Here is a 14,961-nt window from a genome sequence, read left to right on the forward strand (position 1 = left end):
TGAGAATCATACTTCAATACATGAATGGACTGTTGAAAGGGGAATCATTCCTTGACTAATATAAAAGAACAAACGCTCGTCGCGGAAATTGACCATTTAGATTATAAAGGCAATGGACAAGCTGTGATTTGGCGTGAGAGTGATAGAGGTTCCAACCCTAGAAAGCTGAGGCTGACGATTCCGCAGACACTCATAGGGGAGTCAGTGCAGATCGTCGTCGATGATCCCGATAAGAAACGAATAAAAGCAATGCCTGAAGAGATTCTAGCTGCGAGCCACGAACGGACGGATGCGCCTTGTCCTCATTTTGAGCTTTGCGGAGGTTGTGTATGGCAACACTGGACGTATGAAGGTCAATTGAAGCATAAGACTAAGCATGTGAAGAACGCATTGAAACGTGAAGGATTAGATTCTGAATTGGTACTGGATACGATCGGAATGGACGACCCTTGGCATTACCGTAATAAGATGGAGTTCACGTTTTCCCCTGAAGGGGATATTGGCATGCATGAACAAGGGAATTTTCGTAAGATCATTCCACTGGAAACGTGTCTGATTGCAGGTAGGAATATGGTCGATGGCATGTTGGAAGTCGGCGAATGGGTAAAAGAGTTCGGCCTTAAAGGCTATGACAAAGATGCACATGCTGGGCTTCTTCGTCATTTGATGATACGGGAATCGTTTGCGACCGGCGAAATAATGTTGGCATTGTTTGCTACGGAATCGCCTGACGGTGAATTAGCGTCTGCAGCCCGAAATCTTGTCGAGCGGATCACGAAGAAGTTCCCGAATGTGAAAAGCCTTCTTTGGCTTGTGAACACAGACTGGGCGGATCGCACACAATCCGAGGATACGCATCTGTTAGCGGGGCGTGATTTCATTTATGATGAAATGGCAGGCTATCGCTATCGTCTTTGGTTCGATACATTCTTCCAGACGAACCCTTTACAGGCCAAAAAGCTTGTGGACCTTGCACTCAAAATGGGGAAGCCAAAGGAAGACGAGAAAATGATCGACCTGTTTTGTGGTGTAGGCACGTTCTCATTACCGTTCGCGGCACTTGTGAAGGAATTGGCAGGAATCGAGATTGTCGAGACATCGATTGAATCCGCAAAACGGAATGCCATCGATAATGATTTGCATAACACGACATTCCTTGCCCGTGATGCACGCAGGGGACTAGATGAGATGCATGATCATTTCGGATTCGCAGATATTCTGTTGATAGACCCGCCACGCAGCGGAGCTGGAGGGAAAGTGATGCGCCGCATTGGTCGCTCCAAACCAAAACGGATCGTCTATGTATCATGCAATCCTGACACATTCGCAACGGACATAACTGAATTGCTGCCATTCGGCTACACGCTTAAAACCGTGCAACCTGTCGATCTGTTCCCGCATACCGTGCATGTGGAGTGTGTGGCTTTGTTGGAGCTGGAAATGTAGATCTACAATATAGTTATATGAATAACTTGAGTTACTCAAACTCTAGGTTAATATGTTCCGCATACGAAACGGGACCGTCCTTATAAGGACGGTCCTGTTTTATTTTGTTTTCCTATAATCACTTGGGGTTATACCAGTACTACTCTTAAATAAACGATAAAAATACGAACTATTAGTAAAACCTGTTTTTTCAGCGATATCAACAATGGTGTATTCAGAATTCCTAAGCAGCTCTTTGGCTTTATTCAATCGTATTTCGCTAATAATATCAGATAATGCTTTTGTGGTTAGTTGTTTATATAACCGACTGAAATAAATGGGAGACATCGAGAACTCGTCTGCAATTGAATTTAAGCACAGGTTGGAGTTGCTATAATCTCGCTCAATAATTTGATGTACTTTTCTAATGAGATCCTCTTGCTTTGTACTTCGTTTCTCTTCGAGCTTTTCACTGATTGCCTCAAATATCTTGAAATACGGAGTGTTGATTTCTTCCATGGTTTCAACATGATTTGGTAATAAGAACGTTGTATCGAATTCGGGTAATGTTAAAATCGCATTGTTCTTTTTTAATGCTCGTAATACGGTATTAACGGTCAGTGCTAAATGCGATATGACAAGCTGAACAACGGTAAAAGAATATTCTGATATTTCTCCTACGATATCGATATAAATGCTGCGGGCCTTATCCACATTTCCTGACATCAAGGATTCAACAAACTGTTTTTCTTTGTGAACGGGAAACATATATTCTTTGGATTTTAAGTTCATAATGTCAACTGAGAAAAGGATGCTGCCGTGTCCTTTGAATAATCGATGGTAAGAAGCCTCAAGTACTTGCTTGTAAACTAAAATGCATTGCTCGATTGATTCCTTCACAGGACTAAATGTAAAAGAGATGGATAATTTCAAATGTTTGGTGATGGATATATGCATAAGCTCTGCCATTTCAATTAGCGATTCCCGTTCCATGTTATAAAGCGGATCATGGAAATTGAGAATAAGTAAAAGACTATCATCCCCCATATCAATGGCTTCGATTTGAAAGATCGGTGAGGCAATTTCCGTACAAACGTTCATTATGCCGTATTTGATTAATTTAATATCATCTTTGTATTTCTCGAGAACGGATGAGAACTGATCAATCCGGACCAATACAATTAATGATTTACTATTAACCATGAGCCCAGAATTGAAGTAATGCAATTTTTGTTGCAAGATCTCAGCATTATTAGTTTCTCTACCTAAAATCGTATTTCTAAGGAAATCCTGTTTGAGAATATGCTGATGATTACGTCTTTCAGTTTCCAGGGTTTTGAACTTGCGTATTACTTTGTCGATCGGACGATATACACCATGGGATAGAGTTAACGAAATCAACAATCCTAAGAGAAGAATCCCCAAACAGATATAGAGTGTTCGATACCTCATATCACTTATTTCTTGATTAATATTGCTGTAAGGGGTAATACGAACATATCTCCAGCCTAATGGATCGGGTGAAGTATACGTTATTAAAGATTTAACGCCATCTACTGTGTCTACAAAATATGTAGAGTGTGATGTATCCTGAATAATTTTTTGTATATAATTTTTGTCCGATATATCGGTTAGCATCGGCAGCATGTCATTACTGGAGTATAATATTCCGTCCTGACTAATGATAAACGTATTATCTTCATTTAGTTCTTTCTTTGATTGATCTATTCGCAGCCCTAGCCATGATGCCGAGATATTGACAACGACCGCTGCATTTAATTCGTTATTATCATCAATGATGCTATAGCATAAGTAAGTGTAGCTTGATACTGGAATGGTCTCAATCGAACCGATGTTATAGGTTCTGGGAATCGGTTGGAATGGTTGATAGTTTTTGAAATTATTAAAAAGGTCCAGAATTCCATCATCATCAAGGTCGGACTTCGATTGCATCCCGTTTCGTGCATTATTGGAACTAATATAGAACTGATTGGATTTCGCATTATATACATAAATGGATTCAATGAATGGTAAGGATGCGCGATAGTTATCAAGTTGTTGCTGTGCAAAAATGGCGTCATAAATATTCAAATTCGCATAATACAACAATTTGGATACCGCAGAATCCGTGTAAATCTGAGAAGAAAGTGAGGTAACAGTCTCTGTCATATTAGATAATTCTCTTTTAATTTGATTCAGATTATTTGAATCAGAACGATAAACCTGTTTAAGGGCGATGCTTTCAAAGTTCATATATAGAATTGTTGAAGTGATCAAAAGTGTAATAAGTACACACCCGATAGAGCCAAATAAAATTCGTATATAAACCTTTTTATGCTCTCTAGACCACTGTTTGAACATGTTTGAAACCCCTTTCATTTATGGTTTGAGTATACCTGATCAGTTGTGCGCTTTCAATTGAATTCGTGCTTGAACACCCCTAAATAGGGTCAAATGTAGCAAAGCTTCACGAAAGTATATAAAGTTCACACTCTACAAGTGCCGAGATTTCAGAAATCTGGGGCATTGTGCAGTATACCTAACGAACTCGCTTCCTCTATGATTTGGTTGTAGTCATTCACAATGATTCTATTTCAGGAGGTGGTCAAACTTGATTAAGAAGAAAGGATTTTTATACGAATTAAATAAAAACAAAATTATGTTTTTGATGTTAACCCCGACACTGCTTTTTTTCTTAATTAATTCTTACTTTCCAATGATAGGCGTCTATTACGCCTTCACAAGTTATGATTTTGCAGGTGGTTTATTTAGAAGTCCATTTGTGGGTTTAGACAACTTTAAATTTTTAACGCAATCTGGAATTCTGTGGAGGCTGACTATCAATACAGTTGGATACAATGTGGTATTTATCATTTTAGGCAATGTAATGTCTATAGTGGCAGCAATTCTATTAAGTGAAGTCCGAGGCAAGTTATTCAAAAAATTCACACAATCAGTTATATTTTTACCCTACTTCGTTTCGTTTGTATTGATCAGTGTTTTAGCGTATAACATGTTTAATTTTGAAGCAGGTTTTCTCAATCAGCTACTAAAATCTGTAGGATTCAATCCAATCGACGTATACAATACACCATGGCTATGGCCGATTCTGATTACAATTTTCTATGTTTGGAAAAACATTGGTTATGGCATGATTATTTACCTTGCCACGATTATGGGGATCAGTGACGATTATTATGAGGCTGCCAAAATAGATGGGGCGAATATTTTTCAGCGAATCTGGTACATTACAGTCCCGATGCTGAAGCCTACATTCATCATACTGTTCTTGTTTGCCCTCGGAAGCATTATGAAAGGACAATTTGATTTGTTCTATCAACTTGTTGGGAACAATGGGTTGCTCTTTAATGTTACAGACATTATTGATACGTACGTTTATCGCTCTCTCAAAATCAATTTTGATATTGGTATGGCTACTTCAGCGGGTCTGTTTCAATCTCTCTTTGGATTCATACTGATCATGACGGTGAATTATATCATCAAGAAAAACAATGAGGACTATGCATTATTCTAATATTGTCTAGGAGTGATCACATTGGCGGATAATGCCTTCATGTCAAGAGTTTTTCATGCCTTTGCTTACCTAATCATTATATTGTTATCGCTGATTTGTATTTTCCCTTTCCTACTTATTATATCGGGATCATTAACAGCTAATGAATCCATTATCCGTGACGGGTTTCATTTGTTCCCTAAAGTGTTCTCATTAGAAGGGTACAAGATGGTATTTACATTCCCAACTCAGCTGTTTAAAGCTTACGGAGTTACCATTTTCGTAACCGTGGTTGGAACGATCACGGGTCTGTTCTTAATGACGATGACAGGTTATGTACTACAGCGAAAAGATTTCAAGTATCGCAATAAAATATCGTTCTTCATCTACTTCACAACATTATTCGGGGGCGGATTGGTGCCTTGGTATATAATGCTTACGGCATATTTCAATCTAGTAGACACTTTTACGGTTCTAATTTTACCCGGACTGATGACACCCTTTCTAATTATATTAATGAAAAGTTTCATCAAATCTGTGATTCCAGATGAAATAATAGAGTCCGCTAAAATTGACGGTGCAAATGATTTTAGAATCTATATCAGTATTGTGCTGAAGCTCGCTATGCCGGGAGTTGCTACAGTTGGTCTATTTTTGGCTTTATCATATTGGAATGACTGGTTCTTGTCTTCATTGTTTATTAATGATGTGAGCAAATACCAGCTCCAGTATTACCTATACAATACGATTAATACGATGCTATTTATTTCGCAAATGGCTTCTGGAACAGGGGTAAGCCTAGGGAGAGAAATTCCGACGGAGTCGACCAAAATGGCAATGGCGATTGTTGTTACAGGACCCATTATATTTCTGTATCCATTCATCCAGAGATATTTTGTGAAAGGTTTGACCGTTGGTTCGGTAAAAGGTTAGTATCGGTTCATACGCTGAAATTTGTATGTAATCGACTAACATATATTATTTAAATTATGGGAGGGTTAGTATGAGAAAAGGTAAAAAGAAACTTCTAACGATCTGCACTTCTTTATTTTTAACTGTAAGTATGCTTGCCGGCTGCAGTAGTAATGTGAATACTGGGGGAAGTACGCCCGAACCATCAATGAATCCAGATACCAGCACTAAAGCTCCATCTGAACAAAATGATGCTGGAATCGATACTTCGAAGAAAGTGGAATTGCAATTCTATATGCTTGGAGATGCACCAAAGGATTTACCGATCATTCAAGAAGAAATAAACAAGATGGCTTTGGAAGATTTAAATGCAACGGTTAAATTTAATTTTACAACGTGGACGGATTGGGAGCAGAAATACAAACTGCTATTGTCCTCGGGACAACCGATTGATCTAATCTTTACAGCAGACTGGACGGACTATCAGGCCTATGCTAAGAAGGGGGCATTTCTCCCACTAGAAGACCTTTTGCCAAAAGCAGCTCCCCAATTAAATGAGTTTGTACCTAAGGATTATTGGGAAGCAGTAAAAATTGATGAGAAGATTTACACTGTTCCTAACACTTGGAAGGAATATGTGACAGAGGGTATCGCATACAGAGAAGATTTGCGTAAGAAATATAACTTGCCGAAACCGGAATCTATTGAAACATTAGAGCAATATTTGGATGGTATACGTGAGAATGAGCCAGATATGTTGCCTCTAGCTGATAACCAAGGCTACCATGCTGGTGCAATTCGTCAGCTTACGACAAAAACAGTGAACAGCAGTAATGATGTTCCATACGGCATGAATATTATGTACGATGTTCCTAGGGATGTAACTTCATACTGGGGATCTCCACAACATTTAGAAGACCTGAAAATGTACAAAAGATGGGCAGATAAAGGTTACTGGCCAAAAAACGCTCTAAATATTAAAGACAGCGGACATGATGTATTTGCTAGTGGCAAAGCTGCAGCAGTACTGGGTAGTGAAAACCCGAATCGCTTTAACGATTCTGTACTCAAAATTAAATCAACGCACCCGGATTGGGAGCTTGGCTATTTTCCTTATCCGAATGCCAAGGGATTTGCTCAGCCGGCTCATCCGATTCATAATGGGTTTGCCATTCCACGCAGTAGTAAAAATCCAGAAAGAGCACTTGCCTTCTTCGAGAAATTGGTGTTGGATAAACGCTACAATTGGTTAACTCAATATGGCATAGAGGGCAAGAACTTTGAATTAGAAGACGGAAAATATTATAAGATGCTAGGCGATTCACAATCTAATGGCTTCCCAAGGGAAGGAATGCAAGGTTGGGCTTGGAGAAATCCGGAGATTATGTTATTTGACAAAAGCTTTGATGGTGTACTCGAAATGTTCAGCGAATTTGATAAAATGGAGAAGCCAGATATTTTCCAAGGATTCCCCGAAGACTGGACACCTTATCAAGCAGAGAAAGCTGCAGTTGAACAAGTTGAAAAACAATATCTATATCCACTGAATGTTGGTCTTGTAAGTGATGTTGAAGGTGGATTGAAGATATTTATGGAAAAGGCAAAACAAGCAGGTTTAGATAAGATTCAAGACGAATATAAAAAGCAATGGTTGCAGTATTTGGATGATGCAAATATTAAGTGAGTCAGTTGAGAGTGCTATTCAAAGAGAACAACAGGACTAACGTCCTGTTGTTCTTTACTATAAGGGTGGAGATTATTTATGAAGGTTCATTTTCATGGAACGGCTGCATTTGAAGGGATTCCCTCGCTATTCTGTCATTGCCAGACTTGCAAGCAAGCCAAGGTACTTGGCGGGAAAAATATTCGTACACGTACTTCGGTCTTGATTGATGAAGTACTTAAGATTGATTTTCCGGCGGACACCTTATATCATTCAATTCGTGATAATGTAGATATGGATAAAGTTCGTGATCTATTGTTTACACATTCACATTCGGATCATTTGTATCCTGAAGATTTACTGATTCGTACGCTTGGTTATGCCCAATTTATTGAAGAGGAAGAACTCCATCTGTATGGTCATGACTTGCCTATTAAGCACTGCAGTCAATTGCTTGCGACGGAATCACATCGCTTCCAATTCCACAACTTGAAACCCTTTGAGACTGTACAAACGCAAACAGCTACGATCACCCCATTGCTTGCCAACCATGATCCTAAAGAAACTTGTTTATTGTATTTCATTAAGAAGGATGGTAAAACCATTTTTTATGGTCACGACAGTGGTTGGTTTCCTGAACAGACGTGGGACTGGTTGAAAGGAAAGAAGCTGGATCTTGCCATTCTAGAATGTACGACAGGAAATGCCGAACAATGCAACGGTCATATGAATGTCAAGGATACACTAAAAACACGAGACTGGTTAATGGAGAATCATGTTATGAATCCAGAGGGAAAAATCGTGGTAACTCATTTCTCTCATAATGCGCATCTACTGCATGAAGATTTGATGCAAATTTTTGAGCCGAATGGTATCACAGTAGCCTATGATGGGATGCAACTGGACATATAAATTTGCATCCCGTGTGCTTTATTAAAGTCGCAATCTTATTTAGCTTACTTTTCCATTATAAATATATTCTTTACCTAGCTCTTTATCTAATTCTTTTTCATTTTTGTTTATGGTTTCATCTAATTCTTTAATTGTTTCTATTATTCTTTTCTTATATTCAGTTGTGCTAAAGGATGCTATATCATTATTAGCTCTGACGAGATTACAGAGATCATTATATTGGTAAATTAAGAAGCGGACTAATGATAAGCTTATTGGTAACCGATCTTGTTCCTCTAATATTTGATGTATAATGTCACGGAATTTTTTTATTTCATTATAGTGTATAGTATCTCCTAATCCGTAACTTAAATCTTCAAGATTATTTTTTAGTATAGTCAGTCTTACCAAGTCTTGTATCTGTAGTTGAGTTTTTTGAAGTTTTCTATCTTTTAGAGAAAGCCAAATCACACCTAACATCGTTAAAGTTCCAGATATTAGTCCACCAATAACAGATGCATATAACAGACTAAAATTACTTAACCCCATACCGCTAAACCACTTTAATTGCTCTTTATTATCTAATAAATATTTAAATATTGGGGGTGAAAAAAGGAGGATAACCAAAGAAACGGCTACCATGATCACAATAGCCCACCAGATACTGGCATAATTTTTGACTCGTAGTGTAAATAACAAAAGATTCTTTATCACTTTAAAGTACTCCATTCCAACATTTAGTTATTGAGTGATTGGTAATTATGTTCAGTATAATATATTTATCAATACTATTATATGATATTAAAATATTGCACCTGACTTGAAAATGAAAAAGCTGGCACCGATAAAGTATCGATGCCAGCTTTTTTCAGCTTAAGGATTCGTAATCATCTCGTTTAGCGTTCCCAAACAGCAATAGGTGGTTTAAGAGCACCGAGCCATCCTGAATTTTTGTCAGAGAGGATTAGTTTAGTAAGTGGGTTGATTTTCGTATTCCAATAGGATACTACGAGCTGATGAGGCTTGCCGTCATTCGGTATAATGACAGATCTATCAACAGCGTAAAGTCCATTTGCAACAAAAGCATAATACTGGCCTGAATACTTCTATTTTTGGATTGGAAGTTTAATACATAAGTTGACATAGTGGTTAATTTTTAAGTATATTTTTAAAGTGACTTGGACAATTGTCCGCACTACTTGACATCATTGAAGGAGGGGTATCTTTGAACGGGCCTAGTATGGAAGTTAAAGCAAACCTAGATTTGAGCAAGATCAAGAAAGGGCCAATTGTCGCCGCACTAATTATCGGCGCATTCGTATCCATTCTGAATGAAACGTTGTTGAACATCGCATTTCCGGATCTAATGATCTATTTCGGCATTACGGAAACGACGGTTCAATGGCTGGCTACAGCCTATATGCTTGTTGTTGGTATTCTTGTACCGATAACGGCACTTTTGCAACAGTGGTTTTCCACACGTCAAATGTTTCTCGGGGCAATGATCTTATTTCTTCTGGGCACGGTAATATGTGCGACTGCACCAATATTTGAGATGTTATTGGTCGGACGCATTGTTCAAGCCTTAGGAACCGGATTGATGATTCCAGTATTGATGAATACAATCCTTATTATTTTCCCTCCTGAGAAGAGGGGCGGCGCGATGGGAATGATCGGTTTGGTCATGATGTCCGCTCCTGCGATTGGACCGACTTTGTCAGGTTTAATTGTTGATTCCCTTAATTGGAGATGGCTGTTCTATCTGGTCATTCCTTTAGCTTTGATCTCCATCGTGTATGCAGCGATTTATCTGAAGAATGTCAGTGAACTGACTAGACCGAAGGTCGATATAATTTCTATCCTGCTTTCCTCTATCGGCTTTGGAGGCATTGTTTATGGGTTTAGCAGCGCGGGGGAAGGTTCTTGGTCTGATACCAAAGTGATATGGTGCCTCGTTATAGGCGGTATCAGCTTGATTCTTTTTGTATGGCGTATGCTTAAGGTGAAGGAACCGATGCTGGATTTGCGCGTATTCCGTTATCCGATGTTTTCGCTCGTTACGGTGCTGATGCTCGTGTTGATGATGGCAATGTTCTCCACGATGATCATGCTTCCGCTATTTTTGCAAAATGTAATGATGGTTACTGCGCTCAGCGCAGGTCTCATAATGATGCCTGGCAGTATTTTGAATGGGATTATGGCACCCGTTTCCGGTATTTTGTTTGATAAATTTGGACCGAAGGTGCTAGTCATTCCTGGTCTGATATTGATGAGTATATCCATATGGCTGTTCTCAGGAATTGATGCAGGGTGGACGAGCGGATATGTGGTGTTCCTGCACATCTTGATGATGATCGGTATCTCGTTAGTGATGATGCCAGCACAGACTACAGGTTTGAATCAGCTGCCAAAAAGAATGTATGCTCACGGAACGGCGATTATGAGCACGCTGCAGCAGGTTGCGGGTGCGATTGGCGTAGCTCTTTTCATCAGTATCATGTCTTCCGGCATGAAGGATTACATGTCAACATCCCCGGATCCGACCAACCCTGCTGAAGGGATACCAGCTATGGTAGCCGGACTCCACAGTGCGTTTGTGGTTGGAGGCATTCTTTCTGTTCTAGCATTGCTCATTGGTCTGTTTATTCGCAAAACGAATGCGCCTAAAGAGGATGAGCAAAAGCAGTCGGCGTAATCAGATTTATTAAATTCTCAGTTTACTGGTGATATTCCAAAAGGCTTCTCGTGGGTTCGACAAATCGAACTTATAGAGAAGCCTTTTTTGTATATAACAATCCTCGCTATTTTTTGTTGATTCGTCAGTGAAAACGGAAAGATTGGGGTCGGTTTTATCCGTTTTTTTAACGAAAACATATGAAATCAATATCATATTAAAAATTTTAAACAGCAAATCATAAGTTTTTTAACCTTTCTGTGAAAAGAGAAATAGGCAATTGCGCTTAAAACTTCTATGATCACATTGTAAATGTTAAGCGCTTACAAAAGTTATTCAGCAGGGAGGAGCAAATTAATTGAGTCAGGTGATGGTAACACCTAGAAAAGATTATCAAAAGAACAAATTAAAAAAAGGTCTGTTTCGAGAGTTATGGAAAAACGGTTGGTACTATATGATGGCGCTCCCAGGATTATTGTTCTTCTTGGTCTTTAGTTACATGCCATTGCCGGGGATGATCATTGCATTTAAAGATTACAACTTTCGCGATGGAATATTCGGAAGCAAGTGGGTAGGCTTTGATAACTTCAGATTTTTCTTTAATGGGGAGTATGCTTGGAGAACGACCTTTAATACGTTGTTCATTAATGCCAATTACATCATCTTCGGAACAATCGTTGCGGTTGCATTTGCTATTTTATTAAACGAAATCAGGCATGGGCTTCTAAAAAGACTTTATCAAAGTCTCATGTTCTTGCCCTTTTTCTTCTCTGCTATCGTAGTAGGGAACTTTGTTTATTTGATATTCAGTTCCAAATTTGGTATTGCCAATCAGATTTTGAACATGTTCCATCAACTGCCGATTGAGTGGTATTCGAATGCGCAGTACTGGGTTTCTATACTCGTTGGCGTATTTATTTGGAAGAACACGGGATACGCAGTCGTTATGTATCTTGCAACAATCGTGGGTATTGACGATGAATTATATGAAGCTGCCTCTCTTGATGGAGCAGGCAGATGGCATAAGATACGATATATTACGCTTCCTTTACTGGTGCCGACAATCATTATTCTGACTCTATTATCCGTTGGCAAAATGTTCTATGGAGATTTCCAAACGATCTACTCGATCGTCGGTGATAATGGATTACTCTTCGCAACTACGGATGTTATTGATACTTATGTGTTCCGAGCAGTTAAAACCGTAGGCGATATCAGCATGCCTGCTGCCGTTGGATTATATCAGTCCGTCTGTGGATTTATCTTCGTTATCGTGTGCAATTGGGCAGTGAAAAAATATAACTCTGAAAACTCATTGTTTTAGTTAGGGGTGAAGTAGTGAACAAGGATGGAAGAGTATCACAAATTATAATCCATATCATAGCTATCGCATTTTGCATCTTTACGACGGTTCCCTTTATTCTCACCATTATTGTATCGTTAACCAATGAGAATTCGGTCGTCAAACATGGCTATCGATTTATTCCAGAGCAATTTTCATTCGATGCCTATAAGCTGATATTCTCAGGAAGCTCCATCTATAACGCCTATAGCATTTCTATTGTAGTGACTATATTAGGAACAATACTAAGCTTGCTAGTCACCTCGATGCTGGCTTATGCCATAGCCGTTCATAAGGTGAAATATAGAAATTTTATCGCGCTTTGCGTATTTATTCCGATGATTTTTAATGCAGGGCTTGTTCCTTGGTATATATTCATCACAAAGTATTTGCATCTGAAGGATACCATCCTTGCCTTGATTTTACCGATACTGGTTAGCCCCTTTAATGTATTTTTAGTTCGTAATTATTTCAAATCACTGCCGCCAGCGCTCATTGAATCCGCTGAGATAGAGGGAGCCAACCCACTGTACATTTTTGGGAAAATCATTATGCCTCTCTCTGCACCCATCATTGCGACAATTGCGCTTTTCTATTCGCTAGCCTACTGGAATGATTGGAATCTAGCCTTATGGCTAATCGATTCCCGTGAACTATATCCTTTGCAATACATGTTATTCAAGATTCAATCCATGATTAATTTTATGAGCTCTCAAGGCAGCTTCGGGGTTGGAACCAGCACCTTGCCTTCTATTACAGCACAGATGGCTATGGTTCTTGTGACCATCGGGCCAATCATACTCATTTATCCTTTTATACAGAAGTATTTCATCAAAGGTATTATGATTGGCGCCGTAAAAGGCTAGATTCGGTTGCAGCCTGCAAGTAGGTTCAACATAAATGTGCGAAGTACCATAAAAAGGGAGGAAGAAAAATGAAAAGGTCATATGTAAAAGCAACAGGGGTCTTCATGGTTTTAATTCTATTACTTAGCATGCTAGCAGCCTGTTCGAAGAATGAAGGGAATAAGGGTAATAATACGCCAACAGCGGCGCCAACCAACAAGACAGAGAATAAAAATGCGGAAACGCCAGAAACGGCGGCCTCTCAAGTAGGGGGAACTGTCAAAATCGTTCTTCCTGGCGATGCGCCAAAGGATATCGAAGGTGTAAGAGCTGCGATGGAAGCGAAACTTAAAGCAGATGGATTGAATATCAAGCTGGCATTCACGTATTTCCCATGGGATCAATATTCAAACAAGCTTAATCTGATTGCAGCATCAGGAGAGGATTATGATCTTGCCTGGACACATGTAAGCTGGTTATCGCAAATTACAGCTAAGAACGTCGTTCTTCCCTTGAATGATTTGCTAGATGGATTTGGTCAGCAGCTTAAAGAGAATATACCGGCTGCTAACTTCATGAGCGCATCGATAGATAACAAAATTTACGGCATTCCAACTCTCGTACCGACAGCGGAAAACAATAATTTCTTTACTATTCGCGGAGATCTAAGAGAGAAATACAATTTAGAGCCAATTAAGACGCTGGCAGATTTCGAGAATTACTTGGATGCCATTAAGAAAAATGAGCCGGACATGGTTCCTATCGCCAATGACGGTAACCGTGGTCTTTTGAGAGAATTCGGCGATGTGTATCTCCCAATCGGCGATACCGGTGCTGGTCCTGCTTACATCGATCCAACGGATCCCAACCTTGAAGTAAAAAGCTTTTATGAGTCTGATATTTTCAAAAACATTGTAAACACGAAACGAAAATGGTATTTGAACGGTTGGCTGCCAAAAGATGCGCAAGAAATCAAAGATCCAGAAGCAGCTTTGAACAATGGGAAAATCGGGGCAATCTGGTCTAATGTTCTCAAGATTTCGGAGCGTATCGACGCCTTCAAACAAACGCTTCCGAGTGGAAAGCTGGAGGATGTATTCTTAAATCCAGATCAACCTAAGTACGTTTTCGATGCGGCTTCTAACTTAATATCGATCTTCTCAACAAGCAAGAACAGTGAAGGGGCAATGGCCTTTGTTAACTGGTTCAGAAGCAATCAAGAGAACTATGATCTATTCTCTTACGGGGTCAAGGATGTCAACTATAAGCTTGACGGTGATGCTGTAACAACTGAAGGTATAGCGGATAATGCCACTTATAATCAAGTTTACTGGGCTTGGGATGATATCAGGCTTAAGCATTTCAGTAAAAATGTAGAGAGCAGCTATATTGAAAATTTGAAAAACTGGGATTCAGATGCCATTGTAGCTCCTATGCTAGGTTTCCGGTTTAATGCAGATCCTGTAAAATCAGAGATTGCACAAATTGATGCAGTTGGTCAAGAATATGTCGTTGCTGCTTATTCAGGCTTTATCGATTATGACAAGTTCTATCCGGAATTCCAAAATAAACTGAAGTCAGCGGGCATAGATAAAGTGGTTGCTGAGGTACAGAAGCAATTCACAGAATTTCAAGCAAAAAGTGCGAAATAGGAAATCTAGCACGTAAAGCATGATCTATTAAAGGCTGAGGAGG

At 39.3% G+C, this 14,961-nt stretch carries 11 protein-coding genes; 9 read left to right on the top strand and 2 right to left on the bottom strand.

Annotated elements, in window-relative coordinates:
* The first annotated feature begins 51 nt into the window (after positions 1–51).
* Positions 52–1,446 (top strand): 23S rRNA (uracil(1939)-C(5))-methyltransferase RlmD, encoded by a 1,395-nt coding sequence (gene rlmD / locus AC0YOD_RS24015; protein WP_475801863.1) that lies wholly within the window; start codon positions 52–54, stop codon positions 1,444–1,446.
* A gap of 99 nt (positions 1,447–1,545) precedes the next feature.
* On the opposite strand, the gene AC0YOD_RS24020 is transcribed toward rlmD, so the two are convergent.
* On the bottom strand, positions 1,546–3,786 hold the full coding sequence (locus AC0YOD_RS24020) for an AraC family transcriptional regulator (RefSeq protein ID WP_475801864.1): 2,241 nt from the start codon (positions 3,784–3,786) through the stop codon (positions 1,546–1,548).
* Between the two features lie 298 nt (positions 3,787–4,084).
* On the opposite strand from AC0YOD_RS24020, the gene AC0YOD_RS24025 reads away from it, so the two are divergent.
* The 4 genes from AC0YOD_RS24025 (at position 4,085) to AC0YOD_RS24040 (ending at position 8,426) form a co-directional block, all read left to right on the top strand.
* A complete protein-coding gene (locus tag AC0YOD_RS24025) occupies positions 4,085–4,960 on the top strand; it encodes an ABC transporter permease (protein WP_475801896.1) in 876 nt (291 codons plus the stop codon).
* 39 nt (positions 4,961–4,999) lie between these two features.
* Positions 5,000–5,872, top strand: coding sequence for a carbohydrate ABC transporter permease (locus AC0YOD_RS24030; RefSeq protein ID WP_475801865.1), 873 nt, complete (start codon positions 5,000–5,002; stop codon positions 5,870–5,872).
* Between the two features lie 70 nt (positions 5,873–5,942).
* Positions 5,943–7,535 (top strand): extracellular solute-binding protein, encoded by a 1,593-nt coding sequence (locus tag AC0YOD_RS24035; protein WP_475801866.1) that lies wholly within the window; start codon positions 5,943–5,945, stop codon positions 7,533–7,535.
* A gap of 78 nt (positions 7,536–7,613) precedes the next feature.
* The gene (locus AC0YOD_RS24040) at positions 7,614–8,426 is read left to right on the top strand and encodes an MBL fold metallo-hydrolase (protein WP_475801867.1); all 813 of its coding nucleotides are present in this window, start codon (positions 7,614–7,616) and stop codon (positions 8,424–8,426) included.
* Between the two features lie 39 nt (positions 8,427–8,465).
* Here the strand turns inward: AC0YOD_RS24040 and AC0YOD_RS24045 are convergent, their stop codons facing one another.
* Positions 8,466–9,119: a hypothetical protein gene (locus AC0YOD_RS24045; protein ID WP_475801868.1), complete on the bottom strand. Its 654-nt coding sequence runs from the start codon at positions 9,117–9,119 to the stop codon at positions 8,466–8,468.
* A gap of 526 nt (positions 9,120–9,645) precedes the next feature.
* On the opposite strand from AC0YOD_RS24045, the gene AC0YOD_RS24050 reads away from it, so the two are divergent.
* The 4 genes from AC0YOD_RS24050 to AC0YOD_RS24065 all read left to right on the top strand — a co-directional run bounded on the left by AC0YOD_RS24050 (position 9,646) and on the right by AC0YOD_RS24065 (position 14,918).
* Positions 9,646–11,100: a DHA2 family efflux MFS transporter permease subunit gene (locus AC0YOD_RS24050; protein WP_475801897.1), complete on the top strand. Its 1,455-nt coding sequence runs from the start codon at positions 9,646–9,648 to the stop codon at positions 11,098–11,100.
* Between the two features lie 346 nt (positions 11,101–11,446).
* Complete coding sequence (locus AC0YOD_RS24055; RefSeq protein ID WP_475801898.1) at positions 11,447–12,403, top strand: ABC transporter permease; 957 nt, start codon at positions 11,447–11,449, stop codon at positions 12,401–12,403.
* A gap of 14 nt (positions 12,404–12,417) precedes the next feature.
* Complete coding sequence (locus AC0YOD_RS24060; RefSeq protein ID WP_475801869.1) at positions 12,418–13,287, top strand: carbohydrate ABC transporter permease; 870 nt, start codon at positions 12,418–12,420, stop codon at positions 13,285–13,287.
* A 68-nt stretch (positions 13,288–13,355) separates the two neighbouring features.
* Positions 13,356–14,918, top strand: coding sequence for an ABC transporter substrate-binding protein (locus AC0YOD_RS24065; protein WP_475801870.1), 1,563 nt, complete (start codon positions 13,356–13,358; stop codon positions 14,916–14,918).
* The last annotated feature ends 43 nt before the right edge of the window (positions 14,919–14,961 follow it).

Source organism: Paenibacillus sp. J31P13 (genome assembly GCF_056269295.1).

What these genes read in the sequence shown, in the direction of transcription:
- AC0YOD_RS24020 (WP_475801864.1), bottom strand. Translation starts at nt 3,786, where the DNA reads ATGTTCAAACAGTGGTCTAGAGAGCATAAAAAGGTTTATATACGAATT.
- AC0YOD_RS24025 (WP_475801896.1), top strand. Translation starts at nt 4,085, where the DNA reads ATGTTTTTGATGTTAACCCCGACACTGCTTTTTTTCTTAATTAATTCT.
- AC0YOD_RS24030 (WP_475801865.1), top strand. Translation starts at nt 5,000, where the DNA reads ATGTCAAGAGTTTTTCATGCCTTTGCTTACCTAATCATTATATTGTTA.
- AC0YOD_RS24035 (WP_475801866.1), top strand. Translation starts at nt 5,943, where the DNA reads ATGAGAAAAGGTAAAAAGAAACTTCTAACGATCTGCACTTCTTTATTT.
- AC0YOD_RS24040 (WP_475801867.1), top strand. Translation starts at nt 7,614, where the DNA reads ATGAAGGTTCATTTTCATGGAACGGCTGCATTTGAAGGGATTCCCTCG.
- AC0YOD_RS24050 (WP_475801897.1), top strand. Translation starts at nt 9,646, where the DNA reads ATGGAAGTTAAAGCAAACCTAGATTTGAGCAAGATCAAGAAAGGGCCA.
- AC0YOD_RS24065 (WP_475801870.1), top strand. Translation starts at nt 13,356, where the DNA reads ATGAAAAGGTCATATGTAAAAGCAACAGGGGTCTTCATGGTTTTAATT.